The sequence below is a fragment of the Bacillus sp. AR8-1 genome, assembly GCF_008042345.1.
Taxonomy (GTDB): Bacteria; Bacillota; Bacilli; order Bacillales; family Bacillaceae_G; genus Bacillus_A; species Bacillus_A cereus.
Window position 1 is genome coordinate 69,726 of record NZ_QNUB01000010.1, and the last position, 21,671, is coordinate 91,396.

The window sequence follows — 21,671 nt, forward strand, 5'->3', positions numbered from 1 at the left end:
CCTCGTTTCTTTAAAAAGTATTAGCAATTATTTCACTTTAACTTATATTCACGAGGAATGGCGCGTATTCCTGCTAAATTTCCGTAATTTTTCTAAAAAATTAAAATATAATAACTTATCTAAAATTTAACGGAAATTTACTCAAAAAATGGTTGATCGTCATTAATTAAAATGCGCTCAATTTTCTTTGCTTTTCCTGTATTTGGATCCACATCAATTAACACTGCACTTAATTGCGTTCTACCACTTGTTACTTCAAATCGTACCGGTAAGTTCGTTAAAAACTTCTTCAATACCGCTTCTCGGTCCATACCTAATATTCCATCATATGGCCCTGTCATCCCAACATCTGTAATATATGCCGTTCCGCTTGGTAAAATACGGTTATCCGCTGTAGGGACATGCGTATGCGTACCTACTACTGCTGTAGCACGTCCATCTACATACCAACCTAGCGCTTGTTTTTCACTTGTAGTCTCCGCATGGAAATCAACAAAGATAATATTCGTACGTTTTTTCGCAATATTAATTAATTCATCCACTTTACGGAATGGACAATCAATCGGAGGAAGGAAAGTACGTCCTTGTAAGTTAATAACTGCAACTTCTGTTCCATTACAGTTCACAAAGATAAGTCCTTTTCCTGGAGTTCCTTCTGGGAAGTTAGCTGGTCTTGCAAGATATTTTGCATCATCTATGAATTCAAATACTTCACGATTATCCCAAGCATGGTTTCCAAGTGTAACTGCTTGCGCCCCACACTCTAAAAAGTTTCGATATATTTTTTCTGTAATCCCACGGCCACCTGCTGCGTTTTCTCCATTAATGATTGTTACTGTAGGTGTATATTTTTTCTTTAATGCCGGTACGTATTGTTGAATCATACCTCTACCAGGAGATCCTACTACATCCCCAACAAATAATATTCTCATATGTCTTACCCTTTCTATGTACTGCATTTTTTATTGCTATAGCATTAAGGAAATTCCTTATAATATGTTTATTATAAGTTTGTTTCACTTTTACGCTATATAACTAACTGTCTTTATTTTATCCAATTCCAACACAAAAAAATAAAGTGGTGTTTCACCACTTTATTTTGCGTATTCCACTGCACGTGTTTCACGAATAACAGTTACTTTAATATGTCCTGGGTAATCCAGTTCATTTTCAATACGTTTTCGGATATCACGAGCTAAACGATGAGCTTCTAAATCATCGATTGTATCTGGTTTTACCAAAATACGAACTTCACGTCCTGCTTGAATTGCAAATGATTTTTCAACGCCTTCATAAGACTCTGAAATCTCTTCTAACTTTTCAAGACGACGAATGTAGTTTTCAAGCGTTTCACTACGAGCTCCCGGTCTTGCAGCTGATAAAGCATCTGCTGCTGCAACTAAAACTGCAATGATAGAAGTTGGTTCTGTGTCACCATGGTGAGATGCGATACTGTTTATAACTACAGGATGCTCTTTATATTTCGTTGCGAGTTCAACACCAATTTCAACGTGGCTACCTTCTACTTCATGGTCAATCGCTTTTCCGATATCATGTAATAGACCAGCACGTCTTGCTAGTTTTTCATCCTCGCCAAGCTCTGCTGCCATAAGTCCAGTTAAATATGCAACTTCCATAGAGTGTTTTAAGACGTTTTGTCCATAACTTGTACGGTATTTTAAACGACCTAAAATTTTAATTAAATCTGGGTGTAATCCATGAACACCCACTTCAAACGTTGTTTGCTCTCCGACTTCGCGAATATACTCGTCCACTTCACGTCTTGATTTTTCGACCATCTCTTCAATACGCGCTGGGTGAATACGTCCGTCCTGTACTAGTTTATCAAGAGCGATACGAGCTGTTTCACGACGAATTGGATCGAATCCAGAAAGGATTACCGCCTCTGGTGTATCATCGATAATTAAGTCAATACCCGTTAACGTTTCTAACGTACGAATATTACGACCTTCACGCCCGATAATACGTCCCTTCATTTCGTCATTTGGAAGATTTACAACCGAAACGGTTGTTTCAGCAACATGATCAGCTGCACATCTTTGCATTGCAAGAGATAAAATCTCTTTTGCTTTCTTATCCGCTTCTTCTTTCGCGCGAACTTCACTTTCTTTTACCATAACAGCGATTTCATGAGAAACTTCATTTTCTACTTTACCAAGAATAATTGCTTTCGCTTGTTCGCGTGTCAGATTGGAAATGCGCTCTAATTCTGTTTGTTGCTTTTGAACTAACTCTCCCACTTTGCTTTCCAACTCTTCAATCTGTTGTTGTCTCGCTACAAGAGAATCCTCTTTCTTCTCTAACTGTTGCTCGCGTTTATCGAGCGTTTCGTCTTTACGATCAAGGTTCTCTTCTTTTTGCATTAAACGATTTTCTTGTTTTTGTAATTCGCTTCTACGGTCACGAATTTCTAATTCAGCTTCTGTACGAAGTGTATGAATTTCATCCTTTGCTTCTAAAAGCGCTTCTTTCTTAAGTGCTTCAGCCTCACGATTCGCTTCGTCTAGAATACGTTTCGCTTCATTAGCCGCACCATTAATCTTCGCTTCAGCAATAGACTTTCGAACAAAAAAGCCAACAACTGCACCGACTGTTGTTGCAAGCAAAATGGAGATGAGTATCCAAACTGTACTACTCATGATTTCACCTCCCCTTGCTATGAATGAAAAAAGACTGTCGGCATGTACATTAAATTACAACATACAGCAAAGACCGTCGTCCCGCTTTTTTAAGGGACTTTCTTCATTTCACAATTAAAATGTCATATTATTATTTCGGTAAGTTTTAAACCTTACTCCGAATATTACTTCTCTTCTTGAGAAGAGTATATCGTATATAAGAAAAAATATACATTCTCATTGTATCTATCGTAATTTTCATTGTCAAGCGTTGTCTACTTTTACTTTCTTTACCTTCAGTCCTGAATGTTATCTGAATTTGAAAAATTGATAGCATATTATCCTGGAAAACCTTAGTAAATACCATTTTATTCCCTTAAAACGCATGAATATTCCTCTTTACACATCCCATTTGAGTCAAAAAAATATTTTAACCACTACGATAGATACCCCTTTAATAGAAGGTAAAAAATAAAAGACACGGGACCCGTGTCTTTTATTTTTTAATCTTGAAGAGTTGAATCTTCCGTGTCTTCCACACCAGAATCTTCACCAATTCCGTGATGATCACGAACAAAGAAGGCAATTTCCTCTCTTAAGTCCGTATTCTCTTTTAAGAATTGCTTCGAATTTTCACGACCTTGTCCTAAACGTTCTTCATTATAAGAATACCAAGCACCGCTCTTTTGAACGATATCAAGCTCAGAAGCCATATCTAAGATTTCACCTTCTCTTGAAATACCTTCTCCGTACATAATATCAACTTCAGCAACACGGAATGGTGGCGCTACTTTATTTTTCACTACTTTTACTTTTGTTTTATTACCAACGATGTCGTTACCTTGCTTTAATTGCTCCGCACGACGCACTTCAAGACGGACAGTTGAATAGAATTTCAACGCACGACCACCTGGAGTTGTTTCTGGGTTTCCGAACATAACCCCAACTTTTTCACGAATTTGGTTAATAAAGATTGCAATTGTTTTTGATTTGTTGATTGCCCCTGAAAGCTTACGAAGTGCTTGTGACATTAAACGTGCTTGTAAACCTACGTGTGAGTCACCCATGTCGCCTTCAATCTCTGCTTTCGGTACAAGAGCTGCTACAGAGTCAATTACGATAATATCAACCGCACCACTTCGTACAAGTGCTTCTGCAATTTCTAATCCTTGCTCCCCTGTATCAGGCTGTGATAATAGTAATTCATCTATGTTAACGCCTAATTTTTGTGCATATACAGGATCCATTGCGTGCTCCGCATCGATGAATGCTGCTTGTCCACCTTGACGTTGTACTTCTGCAATTGCATGTAATGAAACTGTCGTTTTACCTGAACTTTCAGGTCCGTAAATTTCGATAATACGGCCACGTGGGTATCCGCCTACCCCTAGCGCCACATCAAGTGCTAAAGAACCACTTGAAATTGTAGAAATTCTACGTTCCGCTTGTTCTCCTAATTTCATAATTGAACCTTTACCGAATTGCTTCTCTATTTGTTTTAACGCCATATCTAATGCCGCTTGACGATCACTCATTCAAAATTCCTCCTTAACTGAATTGCTAATCTTATTATACCTATTTTCAATTCAATTTGCCAACAAAAATCGAACATTTATTCGATTTTTTTATTTTCCATCACACAAATACGGAATTTAACTATAAAAAAAGCTAGAAGAAACTTATATCTCTTCTAGCTTTTTATATAAATGATAAAATCCATATTTTGCTGATCGTTCTCTAATTTGTTGACGACTTCCACTTAAATTAAGAGGAAAGACTGCAGTTTGTTCACCTTTAATCGCTAATCCAACAAATACTGTTCCTGGCTCTTTCTGTTCTGAAGCATCTGGCCCTGCTACCCCAGTGAAACTAATTCCGATATCCGCTTTTAATAAATCCTTAACATTTTCAGCAAGATAACGAGCACATTCCTTACTAACTGCACCATCAGTATGCAACACTTCTTCAGGCACACGTAAAACATGTTGCTTCACATCATTATGATAACAAATGACACCGCCCTTAAATACAGAAGAAACACCAGCATTTTCAGTTACTTGATTTCCAAAAAGACCACCTGTTAAACTTTCTGCACATGCTAAAGTTAACCCTTTTCTCTTCAATAACTCGATTGCCTTATAATGCAAAAATTCTTGGTCATATCCGTAGAAAAATTCTCCTACTCTTTCTAAAATCAAATCTTCCACATGTTGAATTAGTTTCTCCGCTTCGCTAACATTTTGATGCTTAGCGGTTAAACGTAATGTCACTTCTCCATCATTTGCTAGCGGGGCAATTGTTGGGTTTGTTTGTCCATCAATTAAATCTTGAACTTTCACCTCTAATTGGGACTCCCCAATACCGAAGAAACGAAGCACACGTGAATAAATGTTTTCTCCTGTTGTAAAATTACGTAAAAAAGGCTCTACGTAACTTACATACATTGGTTTCATTTCTTTTGGCGGCCCTGGTAATAAAATATAAACTTTTCCGTTCTTATTTACCCCCATACCCGGCGCCATACCGTGGTCATTTGCAAATACTGTTGCTCCATTTAAAACGAGCGCTTGCTTTTTATTATTCTCCGTAAATTCACGGCCTGTACGCTTAAAGTAATTACTTATTAAGTCTAATGCCTTTTCATCATACACAAGCTTTTCATCTAAACTAGTCGCTATCGTTTCTTTCGTTAAATCATCTTTTGTCGGTCCTAATCCACCTGTAAAAATAAGGATATCAGCACGTTCTTCCGCAGCTTCAATCGCCTTTTGCAGTCGCTTATTATTATCACCAACAACAGTATGATAGTACACGTTAATTCCAATTGAAGCCAACTTTTCAGATAAAAACTGGGCATTTGTATTTGCAATTTGTCCAAGTAATAATTCAGTTCCAACCGCAATAATCTCAGCATTCATCCCAATTCCCCCATAAACTTCTATTTTGAGTTTACAAAAGCAGCTCTATTTTTCCAGAAATAATCCCATCCTGAAATAACAGTAAAGATTAATGCAATCCATATGAAGATATCCGCAACTGGAATATGGATTAAATTTAAAGGTACATCGTGTAATAAATATGCTGCAATCGCAATAATTTGTGTCCATGTCTTAATTTTCCCTAGCTGATTTGCCGCAACTACTTCCCCTGTTCCAGCAAGTACAAGACGTAAACCTGTTACAGCAAACTCACGACTGATAATTACAATAACAATCCAAGCCGGTACATATCGCATCTCTACCAATGTAATAAGTGCTGCTGAAACCAGTAATTTATCAGCTAACGGATCAAGAAACTTTCCTAAGTTCGTTACAAGATTATACTTCCTTGCGTAATGTCCATCAATCCAATCTGTAGCTGAAGCAACGATAAAGATAAGTGCCCCCACTAAATGTTGAATTGGTAAATCAACATCACCAATTGTGTATGAACCCCAATTAAAGGGCGCTAACATAATTACCATGAAAATTGGAATTAAGAAGATTCTAGATATTGTAATTTTATTTGGTAAATTCACAGCTATTCCTCCATCATATCAAAAACATTTGTTCATTGAAAAAAGTCATCGAAGCGATGACTGTTATTGTGCAGGTTGCCCTATCCCTTGGTTTTTTATCACCAATCTTTGGTGAAGTTCTTTTTCTGGGTCCAATGGGAAAGCAACCACTTGGCCATTTAGTTTAACTTCAACATTCGTTGCATTTCCAATATTAAGTCGTACTTCTTTTAATGTTGATACATCACGTTTTTCTGTTTGACCACCTTGTACTGTAGTGTTTAAAATTTCGTTACCCGCATCATCTTTAACATCTACATAGCTTGTACCCTTCGCTATGATTTCCAATTCTAACGTTTTATTATTATGAATTTCCAAAGTAGATACCTTACCAGTTGTTCCAACTACTTTCACTTCTTGCTGTCCCGTTGGTGGTGCTGGTTGCTCTTCTTTCTTTGGTTCTTCTTTCTTTGGTTCCTCTTTTTTTGGTTCCTCTTTTTTTGGTTCTTCTTTTTTTGGTTCTTCCGCTTTCGCTTCATCTTTCTTCGTATCTAACGGAGAATCTTTTGCTTTTTGAACTTCAATTTTCTCACTTTGAGCACTCGGAACTTTTTCATCATCTTTTCCAGTTAACGCTTGAAACACAAACCAGATTACCACTCCAACTGCGATTACTAACAACGCAACTAAGATTTTCGGCATGTGATCTGCAATTGGCCATGATGAAGATTTTTGCATTGTTTCTTGTGTTTTTTGTCCCGTTGATACTTGTGGAACTTCACGCTTCTCAGATTGTGGTATCGTACTCTGATGTTCTACAAGCAGTTCCTCTCCATTTAATCCAACCGCATCTGCGTATTGTTTAATGAATGCACGCGCATAAAAAGCTCCTGGCAATACATCATAATTGCCTTCTTCAATTGCCACTAAATGGCGTTTTTGAATTTTTGTAATCTCATGCAGCTGATCAATAGTCAAGCCTTTCGCTTCTCTTGCTTCTTTCAGCTTTTGTCCCAATTCCGTCACTACTAACACCTCAATATTTCTTTAAAAGTCAAACATAGAGAAATTATTTTGCGTACCTTGCTCAATTTCATCTACTAAATTATATTGAATTTCTTCATCATAATCGTTGCGCAACTCGATAATATAATCAAAATCATCCAATGTGTATTCTGACTGACTCACAAATACATCAGGATGTTCTACAACTTTTGTTGCAGGCAATCTCATAATTTCACGAACGAGCTGCCAATGTCTTTCGTTAGCACGCTTCGTTGACACAATTCCATCTAGGATGAAAATATTGTCATCGCTATACTCATCTTCAATTAATTGACTACGAACAGTTTGCTTAATAAGAGTAGATGATACAAATAACCACCTTTTATTTGCACAAACACTTGCAGCAACAATGGATTCTGTTTTTCCGACACGAGGCATTCCGCGTATCCCAATTAGTTTATGGCCTTCTTTTTTCATAATTTCTGCCATAAAGTCTACAAGTAAGCCTAATTCATCACGCACAAATCGAAATGTTTTCTTATCATCTGCATCTCGTTGTATGTACCTACCATGCCTAACCGCTAGCTTATCTCTTAGCTTGGGCGGACGATATTTCGTTACCGTTATGTTATCCATCGTATTTAAAATTGATTCAAGTCTAGAGATTTGCTCTTGATTATCACACATAAGAAGTAACCCACGTCGTGCATTATCTACACCATTAATTGTGACAATATTAATGCCGAGCATACCGATTAACGAAGAAACGTCACCAAGCAAGCCAGGTCGGTTTTTATGTATTTCATATTCAAAATACCATTCAATCATCCAAGATCACTCCCCTTGCTTACTTTACACCTACGTACTATATTATATGATTTCACCTTAATAGGGAAGCTAAATGTATAATCTATCCTGTGTAATTATTATACAAAAAAAGTAGAGAGGAGAATCTCCTCTCTACTTTTACTTATGTTGTACAAACTTAACCATTAAGTTTGCAATGGTATGTTGCTCCTGTTCATCAGCAACTTTCCAAAGCTCAGCTAATAATTTCTCTTGGTCATTGCGTCCTTCTACTTCATTAGCAAGGTAGTCGCCAACACGAAATGCCATATCTGATACCGCACCGCCGTCTAAACCTTTTCCTTGCGCTTGCTCTAAACGATCTCCTAAAAAGCTCTTCCACTGATCAAAATTATCTAATACTGACATAATTAAGCACCTCACTATTGAGTAATAAAATCATGCTTAATTTGTGCAACTATTCATTTTTTATGTAAGAAATTTTTAGCAGTGCCAACCACCATTCACTCCGATGATTTGTCCAGTTATGTAAGATGCTCCTGGTGATACGAGGAATGCAACTGTTTTTGCTACTTCTTCTGGTAACCCTATTCTACCTAATGGTATATCTTCAGCAATTCCCATTTTATCTTCTTCAGAAAAAACACTTAACATTTCCGTTTCAATTGCTCCTGGTGCTACCGCATTCACACGTAATCCACTTAAAGACACTTCTTTCGCCAAAGCTTTCACATATGAATTTTGCGCCCCTTTTACCATTGAATAAAGCACTTCACAAGAAGCCCCTATTTGTCCCCATATAGATGAAACAATTACAATATTACCACTTCTCCTCCCAATCATAGGCGGAAGTGCCATTGAAAGTAATTTATATACGTTCTTCACTTGAAGTTCTACCATATAATCCAATTCATCGTTTGTTATATCTGTTACTAGTCCAAAAATACTCTTCCCAGCTGCATATACAATAACATCAATAGGATGTTCAATTTGTCTCCACAATTGCTCTGCTCCATCACTAGAAGCCAAATTCGCTTGCACAGGGATAACTTCCCCCCATGCTTTCTGCAATTCCAATACCTTTCCTTCACTGTTATTGTAATGAACATAAACTGTATATCCATCTTGAATTAATTGTTTCGAAATAGCAGAGCCAATCCCTCCGCTCCCTCCAGTTACTAACGCATACTTTTTCATAAATTCCCTCTCTTATCTCTACAAGTTCACTTTTCACACAACTAAATAATACCCTCATCTTACAATTTTTCAATGATAAGATGAGGGTATCTTTAAAATGTTATTTTTTCGGTAACACCTGACAAACACTCATTTTTTCTTCTGATAACAATAATTTTGCTACTTCTTGTAAGTCTTGAACGGTTAGCCCTTCTAATACAGTCAATGCATCAAATAGACTAGATTCATTAAACGCATATCGTGTAAATTGATTTGCAATATATTCTGGTGAATTCAACGAGCGTAAAAAACCACCAATTTTCTTTTTCTTCACTCGTTCTAATGCCGCCGCATCTAATTGATCATAATCTGTTTTTAATAAAATATCTTTTAAACGATCTGCCAATTCATCAGGTTGTTTCGTATCACCGCCAACCATTGCAAAACCGAAGTTATTTTCTTCTGTATAGTCATACGAGAATGAATCATCAATAAGCCCTTCATTATATAAAGCTTCGTAATGAACAGAACTTTTTCCAAATAAATAATCTAAAAGTAACGTAAGCGCAATTTCTTGTTTTAAAAGCGCTTGCCCTTTTTCTTTTAAATTAGTCGCTTTAATACCAACTAAACATTTCGGTGTTTGCACAGGCATTGAAATAATTTTTTTCTTTTCATTTACCTCATTTGGTTCCTCTTCAAATGAACGCACAATTTCTGGCTGGTTTTTATAATCTTTTTTTGCTTGATTTTCACGTACTAAATCCATTGTTTTCTCTGGATCAATTGCACCCACAACAAATAATAACATATTGCTCGGATGATAAAATGTTTCATAACATTCATATAATAAATCTTTCGTAATTTTACTAATAGATTCGATTGTCCCTGCAATATCAATTTTAATTGGGTGTTTTACAAACAAGCTATCAATTAACCCAAAGTACAAACGCCAATCTGGGTTATCTTGATACATTTGAATTTCTTGCCCAATAATCCCCTTCTCTTTTTCAACTGTTTTTTCAGAGAAATAAGGCTCTTGCACAAAGTTTAGTAATGTATTTAAATTTTGTTCTACGTTTGAAGTACATGAAAAAAGGTAAGCTGTTCGTGTGAAGGATGTAAAAGCATTTGCCGATGCTCCTTGTTTACTAAACAATTGGAAAGCATCGTGATCTTCTTTTTCAAATAATTTATGCTCAAGAAAATGTGCAATCCCATCAGGTACACGAATCATTTCTTCTTTCCCTAATGGTACAAATGTATTATCTACTGAACCATATTTCGTCGTAAACGTCGCAAATGTTTTATTAAATCCTTGTTTCGGTAAAACATATACATCTAATCCATTAGGAAGTTTTTCATAATAGAGTGTTTCTTTTAATTGCTCATAAATAATTTTCTCCATTTACTCTCCCTCCGTTCCTTGTAAAAAGTAAATTGTATCTAGTTCAATATTTTTAGCAACTTTTACAATTTCTTCTTTTGTCACACTTTCTATACCTGTAAGCCATTCTTCAACTGGACGTGTACGATCTGAAATAATACCATGATATAGCATTTCTACAAATCCACGCGGTGTATCAATCGCCTCTAATATTTGATTTTGGATGACACTTTTTGTTTGATGTATTTCTTCTTCAGAAAACTCTCCGTTTTGCATCGCAAGCATTTGTTCTTTAATAATCTCAACTGCTTTTTCATAATTTTTCGCTTCAATTCCTGACATAACAAATAATAAACCTTTATGACTTTCAAAGCGCGATGCTGCATAGTACGCTAAACTATTTTTTTCACGCACATTTACGAATAACTTCGAATGAGAAAAACCACCAAACAATCCATTGAACAATTGCAATGCAAAATAATCTTCATCTTTATATGTGACAAATGTACGATAACCGATGTGTAATTTACTTTGTTTTAATTCTTGTTTTTCAACAACTTCTTTTTCTTCATTATTTCGTCTATGAAGGAGTACATTTCTTTCTCTCACTGGACGAGCTGAAATAGAAAAATACTTACTTACAAGATCAACGGCGTTTTCTGAAATATCACCAATAATATATAGATCCATCTCATCTTCCGCTAACACCTTTTGATAATATTGATACAGACTTTCATTTGTAATAGAAGCAACACTCTCTTTTTTTCCATTTGCACTTAAACGATACGGTTCTACTTTGCACATTTCTTCAATTAAACGCTCGTTTGCATAACGCATTTTATCGTCATAAGTAGCTTCAATTCTCTGTAACAGTGCTCTTTTTTCACTTTCTACGATAGAAGGTAGGAAACCGTTCCCCTCCGTCGCTGGATGTAACACAATATCCGACAACATAGAAAGCGCTTTTTCAAATAACGGTGGTGCATCATGTAAATATACTTCATTTGCAATGTCTACATAAATGGAGATAATATGGTCTTCCCCTTTTTTACTTACATCTACTGCTAAAGAAGACCCGTATAATTCTTCTAAATATTGACGAAGACGAATTACAGAAGGTAATTTTTCTGTCGCACTTTGCAATACGTATGGCAATAGGGCACGCTCTGTCACCGTCTCCTCATTTAAAGGCGCTTTAAAACGAAATACAAAGGTATTCGTTTTATATTTATCAGTCGGAATAATATGTACGCGCAAACCACCTAACTCATGTAGTTGTTGTTCCATTAGTTTCATTTATAGCCCTCCTTTACGTATATAGGAATATTCCTCTTCAATATACAGTTTTTAGAAATAAAAAATCAACTTTTCTTCCTTATTATGCTTACATATGATTCTTTCTAAAAACTTTAATATGTAAGGAACATAGTAAAATTCCGTATTAAATATATTCTATGTAAAAAAGCCCACACTAATGTGCGAGCTTTTTTATACTTATAAAATACTTATCGTTTTCCTTTTTCATAAGGAGTTCCTAATGCTTTCGGAGCTTCAGAACGACCTACAAAACCAACAAGCGCTAATATTGTGAATACATATGGTAATATCGTTAATAAAACACTTGGAATTTGATCTAATACAGGAATTGTTCCGCCCGTTACACTAAGAGATTGTGCAAAACCAAAGAATAGAGCTGCACCTAGTGCGCCTAGTGGATTCCACTTTCCAAAAATCATAGCAGCTAAAGCTAAGAAACCTTGTCCTGTAATAGTTGCCCCTGAGAAGTTATTAGAAATTGACATTGCAAAAATCGCTCCACCAATTCCAGCAAACACTCCTGAAATACAGACTCCAATATAGCGCATTTTATATACGTTAATCCCCATCGTATCCGCTGCCATTGGGTGTTCACCAACAGCACGTAGACGAAGACCGAACGGTGTTTTATAAATAACATACCAAACAACGAATGCTAAAATAATGGCAATATACGACGTTATTGGTACGTTCGAGAAAAATATTTTCCCTAAAACCGGAATATCCGAAAGGCCTGGAATATCAATCTTTTCAATACGATACTGAATAAAGTCAGTCTGCCCTTTATCAAAAATCTTCTTAATTGCAAATACCGTTAAACCAAGGGATAAGAAGTTAATTGCTACACCACTTACAACTTGATCTGCTCGGAATGTAATAGAAGCTACCGCATGAAGTAATGCAAATAATCCACTACCAATTGCCGCAAATAATAACGCAATCCACGGAGTCATCGTTCCCCAAGTATCACCCATTAATAAGTTTGTAACAACTCCAATAAATGCACCAAATAGCATTAGTCCTTCTAATCCGATATTTACAACACCCGATCGTTCACTAAATACACCACCTAGTGCTGTGAAAATGATAGGTGCCGATGTATATAACGTACCCGTCACAAGAATGGCTAATATATCTAAAAAGCTCATTTATTTCCCCTCCTTGCTCATGCGTGTAAGCGCCCATCTTAACACATAACTACATGCAACAAAGAAGATGATACATGCAATAATTACATTAATAAGCTCTGATGGTACATCTGCCTCAAAGTTCATTTGAGGGGAAGCACTTTTCAAACCACCAAATAATAAAGCTGAAAGGATTATCCCAAACGGATTATTCCCTCCAAGTAATGCTACAGCAATCCCATCAAATCCTACTCCTGTAAACGAAGACATCGCTGTCATACTCTGGAATGTTCCTAATCCTTCCATCGCTCCACCAATCCCCGCAAATGCACCAGCAATTGTCATGGAGAATACTACATTACGAGAAACTTTCATACCTGCATATTGAGAAGCATGCTGATTAAATCCTACCGACTTTAATTCGTAACCTAAAGTTGTTCGATCTAATAAGAACCACATTAAAATAGCAATTAATATTGCTACAATAATTCCCCAGTGAAGACGCGAACCATCAGTAATAGAAGCAAGCCAGTCTGAAGATAGTGATGCACTCTCTTTAATGTCATACGTTTTATCATTACCTTCATGTAAAAAGCGCTTAATGATGTCATATGTTACATATAATGCGATATAGTTCATCATAATTGTTACAATAACCTCATTAACTTGAAACTTTCCTTTTAAATATCCAGGAATGAAGCCCCAAATTCCTCCTACCAATGCTGCGAATAAAATAGATAATGGAATATGAAGGAAAGCTGGTAGTGAAACTGCATAACCGAACCAAACCGCTGCAAGCCAACCAACTAGCAATTGACCCTCTACCCCGATATTAAATAAACCTGTACGAAATGCAAACGCCACTGATAAACCAGCAAGAATAAGCGGTATCATTGTACGAAGCGTTTCACCAATCGCACTTGCGCTGCCGAACATCCCTGTCCAAAGTGCACTATAACCCACAATTGGATCATAACCACTAACTAGCATTACAATCGCTCCGACAAGTAAGCCAAAAATAACGGATAGTACTGGGACTAAAATATTTATCGTTCGTTCTGTTAAAAGTTTTTTAGCCATTTGTACCCACCTGCTCCTTCTTTGTTCCTCCAGCCATTAACAATCCAAGCTGTTGTTCATTCGTTTCTTTCGCATCAACTATTGCTACAATTTTCCCTTCATAAATAACAGCAATTCGATCGCTAACATTTAAGATTTCATCTAACTCTAGTGATAAAAGTAATACACCTTTCCCTTTATCCCTTTGCTCTATTAATCTCTTATGAATAAATTCAATTGCTCCTACATCTAAACCACGTGTTGGCTGTGCTGCGATTAATAAATCCGGATCACGGTCTACTTCACGTGCAATAATTGCTTTTTGTTGATTTCCCCCAGATAGAGCGCGTGCTAACGTTTGCTCACTAGGTGTACGTACATCAAACTGTTCAATAAGAGCCTTTGCTTTTTCTGTAATTTTGCTGAAATTTAAAATCCCTTTCTTTGAAAACGGATTCTTATAGTACGTTTGCAGAACTATATTATCTCTAACAGAAAAATCAAGGACGAGTCCGTGTTTATGACGATCTTCTGGAATATGACCAATTCCTTCTTCTGTTATTCTTCTAACAGGCCAATTTGTTATTTCTTTCCCTTTAATTGCAATAGAACCTGACTCAACTTTTCGTAAACCAGTAATTGCTTCTATTAATTCACTTTGTCCGTTTCCATCAATCCCTGCAATCCCAACAATTTCCCCCGCACGAACAGTTAAGTCAAGGCCTTTTACAGCAGGTAGTTGACGTGCATCGTGAACAACAAGGTTTGCAATTGAAAGTACCTCTTCTTTTGGTTTCGCGTCTATTTTTTCTGTTTTAAAATTCACTTGACGTCCGACCATTAATTCTGCAAGTTTATTTTCATCCGTATTTGCAACGTCAACCGTTCCAATTCCTTTTCCTTTACGAATAATCGTACAACGATCGCAAACTTCCATAATTTCTTTCAACTTATGTGTAATAAGAACAATAGATTTTCCTTCTTGCACAAGCTTTTTCATAATTTGAATTAGCTCATGAATTTCTTGCGGTGTTAACACAGCTGTCGGTTCATCAAATATTAAAATTTCTGCACCGCGGTAAAGAGTTTTTAATATCTCAACACGCTGTTGCATACCAACTGAAATATCCTGTATTTTCGCATATGGATCTACAGCTAAACCGTATTGTTCAGACAGTTTTTGAATTTCTTTAGCAGCTTCCTCAACAGCAATTTTCCCTTTTTTCTTCGGTTCATTTCCGAGAATAATATTTTCTGTAACTGTAAAATTATGAACAAGCATAAAGTGCTGATGAACCATTCCAATACCAAGGTCATTTGCCACATTCGGATTGGTAATGTTTACAGACTTTCCTTTAATTTTAATTTCACCTTGTTCTGGTTGGTACAAACCAAATAGTACATTCATCAATGTGGATTTCCCTGCACCATTTTCTCCAAGTAAAGCATGTATCTCACCCTGCTTTACTTGCAGCGTAATATCATCATTCGCTACAATGCCTGGGAATACTTTCGTAATGTTATTCATCTCAATTACGTATTCCATTGTGTTCCTCCTTTTAACAGGGAACATTCCCTATTACACTATTAACTTATTAAGCAATTCGGAAGTTTTATACATACAAAGGTTAGTTCTATGAACTAACCTTTGCTATTTCTCTATTTATTTTTTTAGAGAAGCTTCATATTCTTTATACTCTTTATCTGTAGCTGGTACTTTAATTTCACCGTCTGTAATTTTCTTTTCAAGCTCTTCTACTTTTGTTAAAATTTCAGGGTTAACTTTTTTCACGTTGTCAGTTGTTTTTGCAATACCAACACCGTCATCTTTTAAACCAAACGCTTCTACTTTACCGCCTTTTAACTTACCGTCTTTCGCTTCTTGTGCTACTTTTTCAACAGCGATATCTACACGTTTTACCATTGAAGTTAATGTTACGTTTTCAGGCATACCTTCTTGGTTTTGGTCACGGTCAACACCGATTACCCAAACATTTTCACCTTTTTTCTTACGGTTTTTCGCTTCAGTGAATACACCGTTACCTGTACCACCAGCAGCATGGTAAATTACGTCTACGCCTTGACCGTACATTGCTGATGCAAGAACTGTACCTTTTTCAGGTTTATCGAATGCTTCTGCATATTCAGATACGATTTCAATGTTTGGATTTACTGCTTTTGCACCCGCTTTAAATCCATTTTCGAATTTACTAATTAAATCACTCTTCATCCCACCAACAAATCCTACTTTATTTGATTTTGTTGACATAGCTGCTACCGCACCTACAAGGAATGATCCTTCATGATCTTTAAATGTAATGCTCGTTACGTTTGGTGCATCTACTACAGTATCAACGATTGCAAATTGTTGTTTTGGAGATTCTTTTGCTACTTCTTTAATTGCACCTTCTAATTTATAACCAATTCCGAAAGATAAATCATACTTATCTTTTGAAAATTTCTTTAAGTTTGGAATATAATCCGCTTCTTTTTCAGACTGTAGGTAACGATAATTTGTCTTTTCCTTTAATCCATTATCTTTACCAAACTTTTTTAGTCCTTCCCAAGAAGATTGGTTGAACGATTTGTCATCAACGCCCCCAACATCCGTTACCATACCAACCTTGAAGTCTTTCGTGTCTTTCTTGTCACTGCTTGCCTTATCCGAGTTACCACATGCACCTAAAACTGTACTTGCTACTAATGTTAATGATAATAAAAGACCTGCTTTTTTCTTCATACTAGAAACCCCTCCAAAAATGATATATATTTATTTATTCTTTCGCTGCTGTCCCTTACTTCTTGCTGTCACCTCCCTAAAAAGGAACTTACCTACATACGCTTTCTTAATACGTGGAAGCTAAACTTATCAGCTCTAAAGTAATTAATAGAATATAAGATTGGCTCATCATTTTGATCATAGTGCATTTGTTTTAATACAAGCAGTGCTGTTTCAGGCTCACATTCTAAAATTGGTGAGATTTTAGGGTGATAGCCAATTGGCTCAATGTGAGCAACCGCATATGTTATGCGCTTATGCGTGTTATTATGTATCACCGTTAATAATGATTCCTCATTGTAACCCGATAAATCTGGCAATATTTCTTTTGCAAGTTTATCGATACAATATACAACAGGTTCCCCATCTGCTGTACGCACGCGTTCAATCATCACTGCATTAAAACCATCTTCACTATTAAACTTCTCTTTTTCCTCTTCTGTTAAAGTTGTAGTAGATGATGATAAAAAAATCGTTCCTGGTGTTTTCCCCACACTAGAAATCATATCTGTAATACTAGAAAGTTGTTCTATTCCAGAAGAAAATAATGGCTTTGCATTTACAAATGTCCCTACACCATGTCTACGAATGACAACATTTTCTTCTTCTAAAATACGTAACGCTTCCCTTAAAGTCGCTCTACTTACGCCAAGTTCTTTCGCTAAATCAAACTCTGATGGTAACTTTTGTCGTTCTTTATAAGCCCCATCTTTAATTTTTTCTTTGATGTGATCAATCACCCGTAAATATAGGTGACGACTATCGGATTTTACTGACATAAGACTCCCCCGCATTTCAATTATTCGACCTCTGATGTAAGACTTCTTTTCTCTTTTTTCAACTTACAACATAGTACAAATGACTAACCACTAAAAATAAGCACAATTGTCGAATAAATAATAATAATTTTTTAAAATGAAATTTTCACTCTTTACTGTATAAAAAAAACTTTGCACCATAAACATTCCTCATTTCGAGAAAAAGTTCGGCACAAAGATCCTTTACATCCTTTGTTACACACTTTTCCCCTCATAGTCTAGCAATTCATGGTTGCCAGGTAGAAACTTATGGACCTTATCTCCAAGATTATATGAGGCAGTGATTCTTTTCGAAGTAATCTTACCACTTGCTCTCATACGTGTCAACAAAATCCAACATTTTTCTGTATTAAATATCGAACATTTACATAAAACACACTCAAAGTATTCGTATTCTATAGGGACCTTATAAATGTAAGCCCTTTCTTTATTGCTGAGTATAGTATATAACAAAAACACTATATAAAAAAGCCTAATTGTAAAAACAATTAGGCTTTTTTTAAGAACTTTTTTCTTGTACATCATTAATGAGTACTTCTCTCGGTTTACTACCTTCATATGGACCTACTACACCATTCATTTCCATTGCATCAATTAGACGAGCAGCTCGCGTATAACCTACTCTAAACCTACGTTGTAGCATAGAAACAGATGCTGTTTGCATTTCCACTACAAGTTGAACCGCTTCATCATATAATTCATCTTCTACTTCCTGCTTCGTATCAGGAACATCTTGCGGAATCATATCTTCTTGATATTGTGCTTTTTGCTGTCCAATAACATATTCTACAACTCTCTCAACTTCATCATCTGATAAAAATGCACCTTGTACACGTACAGGTTTCGATGCACCAATTGGTATAAACAGCATGTCGCCACGACCTAGTAGCTTTTCTGCACCACCACCGTCAAGAATTGTACGAGAATCTGTTTGAGAAGATACAGCGAATGCAATACGTGATGGAATATTTGCTTTAATAACACCCGTAATAACGTCAACTGACGGACGTTGCGTTGCAATAATTAAATGAATACCAGCAGCACGAGCCATTTGCGCTAGACGCATAATCGCATCCTCTACATCAGACGAAGCAACCATCATTAAATCTGCTAACTCGTCCACAATTACTACAATATACGGTAATTCGGGTTGTTTCGCTTCTGATTGACTATTATGTTCTTTTATATAATCATTGTATCCTTCAATGTTACGTGTACCACTATGAGCAAATAATTCATAACGACGTTCCATCTCACTCACAACTTTTTTCAATGCTTGCGATGCTTTTTTCGGATCAGTTACAACTGGCGTTAACAAATGAGGCACACCGTTATATACATTTAACTCTACCATTTTCGGGTCAATCATCATTAATTTTACTTCATGCGGTTTTGCACGCATTAAAATACTAACAATAATACCATTAATACATACACTTTTCCCGCTACCTGTCGCACCAGCTACGAGTAAATGGGGCATTTTATTTAAACGGGCTAATACAGCTTCACCTGTAATATCTCGGCCAAGACCAATTAACAACTTCTCTTCCGGATGATTATTAGCCTTAGAATCAAGAACTTCCCTCAGCGTTACCATCGAAACTTCTGAGTTCGGAACTTCGATCCCTACAGCTGATTTCCCGGGAATTGGCGCCTCAATACGAATGTCCTTTGCAGCTAAAGCAAGGGCTAAATCATCACTTAAACTGACAATTTTGCTTACCTTTACCCCCATATCAGGATACACTTCATATTTTGTAACTGCAGGACCTCTATGCACTTTGGTTACTTTCGCTTTCACTCCGAAACTTTGGAATGTACGTTCTAATTTACGAGCATTCTCATAAATTTCCGCGTTTTCATTTGTAACTTGCTTATTCTTTGGAAATTTTAATATATCAAGTGAAGGAAGCTTGTAATCTTTATTTTCTACATTTGAAAATTGCATAGGAGGTGCTTGCGCTTCACTCTCTAACGATTCAACAATTTTTTCTCCACGCTTTTTCTTTGATTCATCAATTGGTGGAGTCTCTTCAATAAACGGTGAAGTGATCAAATCTTCTTGCTCTACTTCAATTCGTTTACCCTCTTCTTCATTTACAGGATAATTCTCAGTGAAATTTGAAATAATTGGCGGATCAATTTGGATTTCTTCCATCGGCTCAATAACTTCTTCTTGTTCTGCAGCACGTTTGCTTCTTGTACTTCTTGTTGTTTTTTTCTTTTCTGTTTGTTCAGCCGTTCTTTTGGATCTCCAATCTTTATAATCCCCTTGTATCACTTGAAATTGACTTCTAAGAATTCTACCAACTGGAGCTAACACTTCTCCAATATGTTTATTTGTTATACAGAGTACCCCGAGAATAACTAAAATAATTCCAATGATATAGGCTCCTACTTCGTCGAATAGGAAGTAACATGTCGCGAACATAAGCGCACCAAACATACCACCACCTAAATGAACGCTATCTGGCCCTTTTTTCATTTCAAGAAAGAAGTTATCTTTCGTACTCACAATAACAGAAGTATTTTGCACTGCTCCATCTTTTGTAAGAAGGTTAAATAATGTAATATGACTAAACATTAATATTGCCAATACAATTAAATAAAATCCAATTAACCGTTTATTTAAAAGGTTCGGCCATCCGCGTTTTATAACAAAGGAAACCGATAAAGCTATTACACCTAACACACCAATTATGTACCACTCACCAAAGAAGAAGCGAAAAAATAACACAAACGATTTCCCTACAACGCCTAGCTGTAAAATCGTAATGATCGAAAGTGCAAAAAGAGTTAAACCGACGATTTCATAATACAAAGTTGGCTTTATCGTACGTCTTGCCTTTGCCTTCGTCCCTCTTTGCTTTTGTTTTGCCATTTCTTCACCTCGTGTTCTACATATAAGTAAAGCTCTCCTAAAAACGCTCTATTTATATGTCTGTTTTCTCTATTTTTCAGGTCTTTATATCTTCTATTTTTACACTTCTTGTAAAATGCTAAATAAACAGAAGAAAGCAGCCTACTCATGGCTGCTCAACCGTCTTGTTTTTTATATTATACCATAGCTTCTAAACAAAATCCTTCTTTTTGCTAAAAGGTTATTTTCTGACCTGGCTCAAACTCTAAATAGTGAAGTGGGTCCGTACTTAGCACACGTACAATAGAATAACACCCATGTTCCTCTTCAGAAACCATTAATTCCACACCATTTATATTTACAACTTTTTGACTTTCACATTGTGAATAATCGGCCGGATACACAAGTTGCTCTGGCATAATTGTATATAAAATCATTGTAACATTGTCCCTTCTGCACTACCTTCCGCGCGAACATCGATTAATTCGTTTAATTTTCGAATTGCATTTCCAATACCACCAACATCATCTATAAGACCGTACTTTACTGCATCCCCACCAATTACATTCGTCCCAATATCTCGCGTTAAATTTCCTTTCGCAAACATAAGCTCTTTAAAACGATCTTCTGTTACTTTCGAGTGCTTCGTCACAAAACGAATGACTCTTTCTTGCATCTTATCCAAATACTCAAATGTTTGTGGCACACCTATGACAAGACCTGTTAAACGAATCGGATGAATTGTCATCGTCGCAGTTTCCGCAATAAACGAATAGTCAGTAGAAACAGCAATCGGTACACCAATGGAATGTCCCCCACCTAAAACTAAAGATACTGTTGGCTTTGAAAGTGAAGCTACCATTTCAGAAATTGCTAGTCCAGCTTCAACGTCACCTCCAACCGTATTTAATATTAACAGCAAACCTTCAATTTTTGGATTTTGTTCAATCGCAACAATTTGCGGAATGATATGCTCGTATTTTGTTGTTTTATTTTGCGGCGGTAATTGAACATGACCTTCCACTTGTCCGATAATCGTTAAACAATGAATACGTGATTCATTCATCTGTGGTACATTTGTCTGTCCAAGCTGTTGAATTTTTTCTACTATTGAAGCCTCTTTTCCAGCTTCTTTTGGCTCAGCTTCTTTTTCTTCATTTGTATATCGATCACGTTCTGTCATTTCGCATCCCCTTTCACT

Annotated in this window: 19 protein-coding genes and 1 riboswitch; all 19 genes read right to left on the minus strand. The window is 36.3% G+C overall.

The genetic code is table 11. The annotated features are described in order from the left end of the window. Positions 1-137 precede the first annotated feature (137 nt). On the minus strand, positions 138-932 hold the full coding sequence (locus DN400_RS07265) for a TIGR00282 family metallophosphoesterase (RefSeq protein ID WP_001221097.1): 795 nt from the start codon (positions 930-932) through the stop codon (positions 138-140). Between the two features lie 162 nt (positions 933-1,094). Continuing rightward, a complete protein-coding gene (rny, locus tag DN400_RS07270; RefSeq protein ID WP_000099769.1) occupies positions 1,095-2,660 on the minus strand; it encodes a ribonuclease Y in 1,566 nt (521 codons plus the stop codon). 482 nt (positions 2,661-3,142) lie between these two features. Further along, positions 3,143-4,174 (minus strand): recombinase RecA, encoded by a 1,032-nt coding sequence (gene recA, locus DN400_RS07275; RefSeq protein ID WP_001283854.1) that lies wholly within the window; start codon positions 4,172-4,174, stop codon positions 3,143-3,145. 144 nt (positions 4,175-4,318) lie between these two features. After that, a complete protein-coding gene (locus DN400_RS07280) occupies positions 4,319-5,557 on the minus strand; it encodes a competence/damage-inducible protein A (RefSeq protein WP_065229238.1) in 1,239 nt (412 codons plus the stop codon). A 20-nt stretch (positions 5,558-5,577) separates the two neighbouring features. Then, the gene (pgsA, locus tag DN400_RS07285; protein WP_001052977.1) at positions 5,578-6,156 is read right to left on the minus strand and encodes a CDP-diacylglycerol--glycerol-3-phosphate 3-phosphatidyltransferase; all 579 of its coding nucleotides are present in this window, start codon (positions 6,154-6,156) and stop codon (positions 5,578-5,580) included. Between the two features lie 63 nt (positions 6,157-6,219). Next, positions 6,220-7,161, minus strand: coding sequence for a helix-turn-helix domain-containing protein (locus DN400_RS07290; RefSeq protein ID WP_098210985.1), 942 nt, complete (start codon positions 7,159-7,161; stop codon positions 6,220-6,222). Positions 7,162-7,182: 21 nt separating this feature from the next. Further along, positions 7,183-7,968, minus strand: a complete 786-nt coding sequence (locus DN400_RS07295) for a DUF3388 domain-containing protein (RefSeq protein WP_000574107.1) — start codon at positions 7,966-7,968, stop codon at positions 7,183-7,185. A 138-nt stretch (positions 7,969-8,106) separates the two neighbouring features. Beyond that, entirely contained in the window at positions 8,107-8,355 is a 249-nt protein-coding gene (locus DN400_RS07300; RefSeq protein ID WP_000114444.1) for a DUF3243 domain-containing protein, read from the minus strand. 75 nt (positions 8,356-8,430) lie between these two features. Then, positions 8,431-9,144: an elongation factor P 5-aminopentanone reductase gene (gene ymfI / locus DN400_RS07305; RefSeq protein WP_098255748.1), complete on the minus strand. Its 714-nt coding sequence runs from the start codon at positions 9,142-9,144 to the stop codon at positions 8,431-8,433. Between the two features lie 100 nt (positions 9,145-9,244). Further along, positions 9,245-10,531 carry an EF-P 5-aminopentanol modification-associated protein YfmH gene (yfmH, locus tag DN400_RS07310; RefSeq protein WP_000411277.1) on the minus strand — a complete coding sequence of 429 codons (1,287 nt, stop codon included), beginning with the start codon at positions 10,529-10,531 and terminating at the stop codon, positions 9,245-9,247. Beyond that, complete coding sequence (gene yfmF, locus DN400_RS07315; protein ID WP_000772413.1) at positions 10,532-11,806, minus strand: EF-P 5-aminopentanol modification-associated protein YfmF; 1,275 nt, start codon at positions 11,804-11,806, stop codon at positions 10,532-10,534. Positions 11,807-12,015: 209 nt separating this feature from the next. After that, complete coding sequence (locus DN400_RS07320) at positions 12,016-12,975, minus strand: ABC transporter permease (RefSeq protein WP_000008857.1); 960 nt, start codon at positions 12,973-12,975, stop codon at positions 12,016-12,018. Beyond that, a complete protein-coding gene (locus DN400_RS07325) occupies positions 12,976-14,034 on the minus strand; it encodes an ABC transporter permease (RefSeq protein WP_001085255.1) in 1,059 nt (352 codons plus the stop codon). After that, the gene (locus tag DN400_RS07330; protein WP_000456925.1) at positions 14,027-15,559 is read right to left on the minus strand and encodes an ABC transporter ATP-binding protein; all 1,533 of its coding nucleotides are present in this window, start codon (positions 15,557-15,559) and stop codon (positions 14,027-14,029) included. Before DN400_RS07330 ends, DN400_RS07325 begins: the two co-directional genes overlap by 8 nt. A gap of 117 nt (positions 15,560-15,676) precedes the next feature. After that, positions 15,677-16,753, minus strand: coding sequence for a BMP family lipoprotein (locus DN400_RS07335; RefSeq protein WP_000725773.1), 1,077 nt, complete (start codon positions 16,751-16,753; stop codon positions 15,677-15,679). A 92-nt stretch (positions 16,754-16,845) separates the two neighbouring features. Beyond that, positions 16,846-17,571 (minus strand): GntR family transcriptional regulator, encoded by a 726-nt coding sequence (locus tag DN400_RS07340; RefSeq protein ID WP_000114182.1) that lies wholly within the window; start codon positions 17,569-17,571, stop codon positions 16,846-16,848. Positions 17,572-17,804: 233 nt separating this feature from the next. Continuing rightward, a riboswitch (purine riboswitch) is annotated at positions 17,805-17,906 on the minus strand. Positions 17,907-18,109: 203 nt separating this feature from the next. Then, complete coding sequence (locus DN400_RS07350) at positions 18,110-20,491, minus strand: DNA translocase FtsK (protein ID WP_071713499.1); 2,382 nt, start codon at positions 20,489-20,491, stop codon at positions 18,110-18,112. A gap of 212 nt (positions 20,492-20,703) precedes the next feature. After that, positions 20,704-20,907 (minus strand): YlzJ-like family protein, encoded by a 204-nt coding sequence (locus DN400_RS07355; protein ID WP_000605020.1) that lies wholly within the window; start codon positions 20,905-20,907, stop codon positions 20,704-20,706. Continuing rightward, positions 20,904-21,653, minus strand: coding sequence for a translocation-enhancing protein TepA (gene tepA, locus DN400_RS07360; protein ID WP_000139807.1), 750 nt, complete (start codon positions 21,651-21,653; stop codon positions 20,904-20,906). The genes DN400_RS07355 and tepA overlap by 4 nt, the downstream gene beginning before the upstream one ends. Positions 21,654-21,671: the final 18 nt, after the last annotated feature.

What these genes read in the sequence shown, in the direction of transcription:
- DN400_RS07265 (WP_001221097.1), bottom strand. Translation starts at nt 932, where the DNA reads ATGAGAATATTATTTGTTGGGGATGTAGTAGGATCTCCTGGTAGAGGT.
- rny (WP_000099769.1), bottom strand. Translation starts at nt 2,660, where the DNA reads ATGAGTAGTACAGTTTGGATACTCATCTCCATTTTGCTTGCAACAACA.
- recA (WP_001283854.1), bottom strand. Translation starts at nt 4,174, where the DNA reads ATGAGTGATCGTCAAGCGGCATTAGATATGGCGTTAAAACAAATAGAG.
- DN400_RS07280 (WP_065229238.1), bottom strand. Translation starts at nt 5,557, where the DNA reads ATGAATGCTGAGATTATTGCGGTTGGAACTGAATTATTACTTGGACAA.
- DN400_RS07295 (WP_000574107.1), bottom strand. Translation starts at nt 7,968, where the DNA reads ATGATTGAATGGTATTTTGAATATGAAATACATAAAAACCGACCTGGC.
- DN400_RS07300 (WP_000114444.1), bottom strand. Translation starts at nt 8,355, where the DNA reads ATGTCAGTATTAGATAATTTTGATCAGTGGAAGAGCTTTTTAGGAGAT.
- ymfI (WP_098255748.1), bottom strand. Translation starts at nt 9,144, where the DNA reads ATGAAAAAGTATGCGTTAGTAACTGGAGGGAGCGGAGGGATTGGCTCT.
- yfmH (WP_000411277.1), bottom strand. Translation starts at nt 10,531, where the DNA reads ATGGAGAAAATTATTTATGAGCAATTAAAAGAAACACTCTATTATGAA.
- yfmF (WP_000772413.1), bottom strand. Translation starts at nt 11,806, where the DNA reads ATGAAACTAATGGAACAACAACTACATGAGTTAGGTGGTTTGCGCGTA.
- DN400_RS07320 (WP_000008857.1), bottom strand. Translation starts at nt 12,975, where the DNA reads ATGAGCTTTTTAGATATATTAGCCATTCTTGTGACGGGTACGTTATAT.
- DN400_RS07325 (WP_001085255.1), bottom strand. Translation starts at nt 14,034, where the DNA reads ATGGCTAAAAAACTTTTAACAGAACGAACGATAAATATTTTAGTCCCA.
- DN400_RS07330 (WP_000456925.1), bottom strand. Translation starts at nt 15,559, where the DNA reads ATGGAATACGTAATTGAGATGAATAACATTACGAAAGTATTCCCAGGC.
- DN400_RS07335 (WP_000725773.1), bottom strand. Translation starts at nt 16,753, where the DNA reads ATGAAGAAAAAAGCAGGTCTTTTATTATCATTAACATTAGTAGCAAGT.
- DN400_RS07340 (WP_000114182.1), bottom strand. Translation starts at nt 17,571, where the DNA reads ATGTCAGTAAAATCCGATAGTCGTCACCTATATTTACGGGTGATTGAT.
- DN400_RS07350 (WP_071713499.1), bottom strand. Translation starts at nt 20,491, where the DNA reads ATGGCAAAACAAAAGCAAAGAGGGACGAAGGCAAAGGCAAGACGTACG.
- DN400_RS07355 (WP_000605020.1), bottom strand. Translation starts at nt 20,907, where the DNA reads ATGATTTTATATACAATTATGCCAGAGCAACTTGTGTATCCGGCCGAT.
- tepA (WP_000139807.1), bottom strand. Translation starts at nt 21,653, where the DNA reads ATGACAGAACGTGATCGATATACAAATGAAGAAAAAGAAGCTGAGCCA.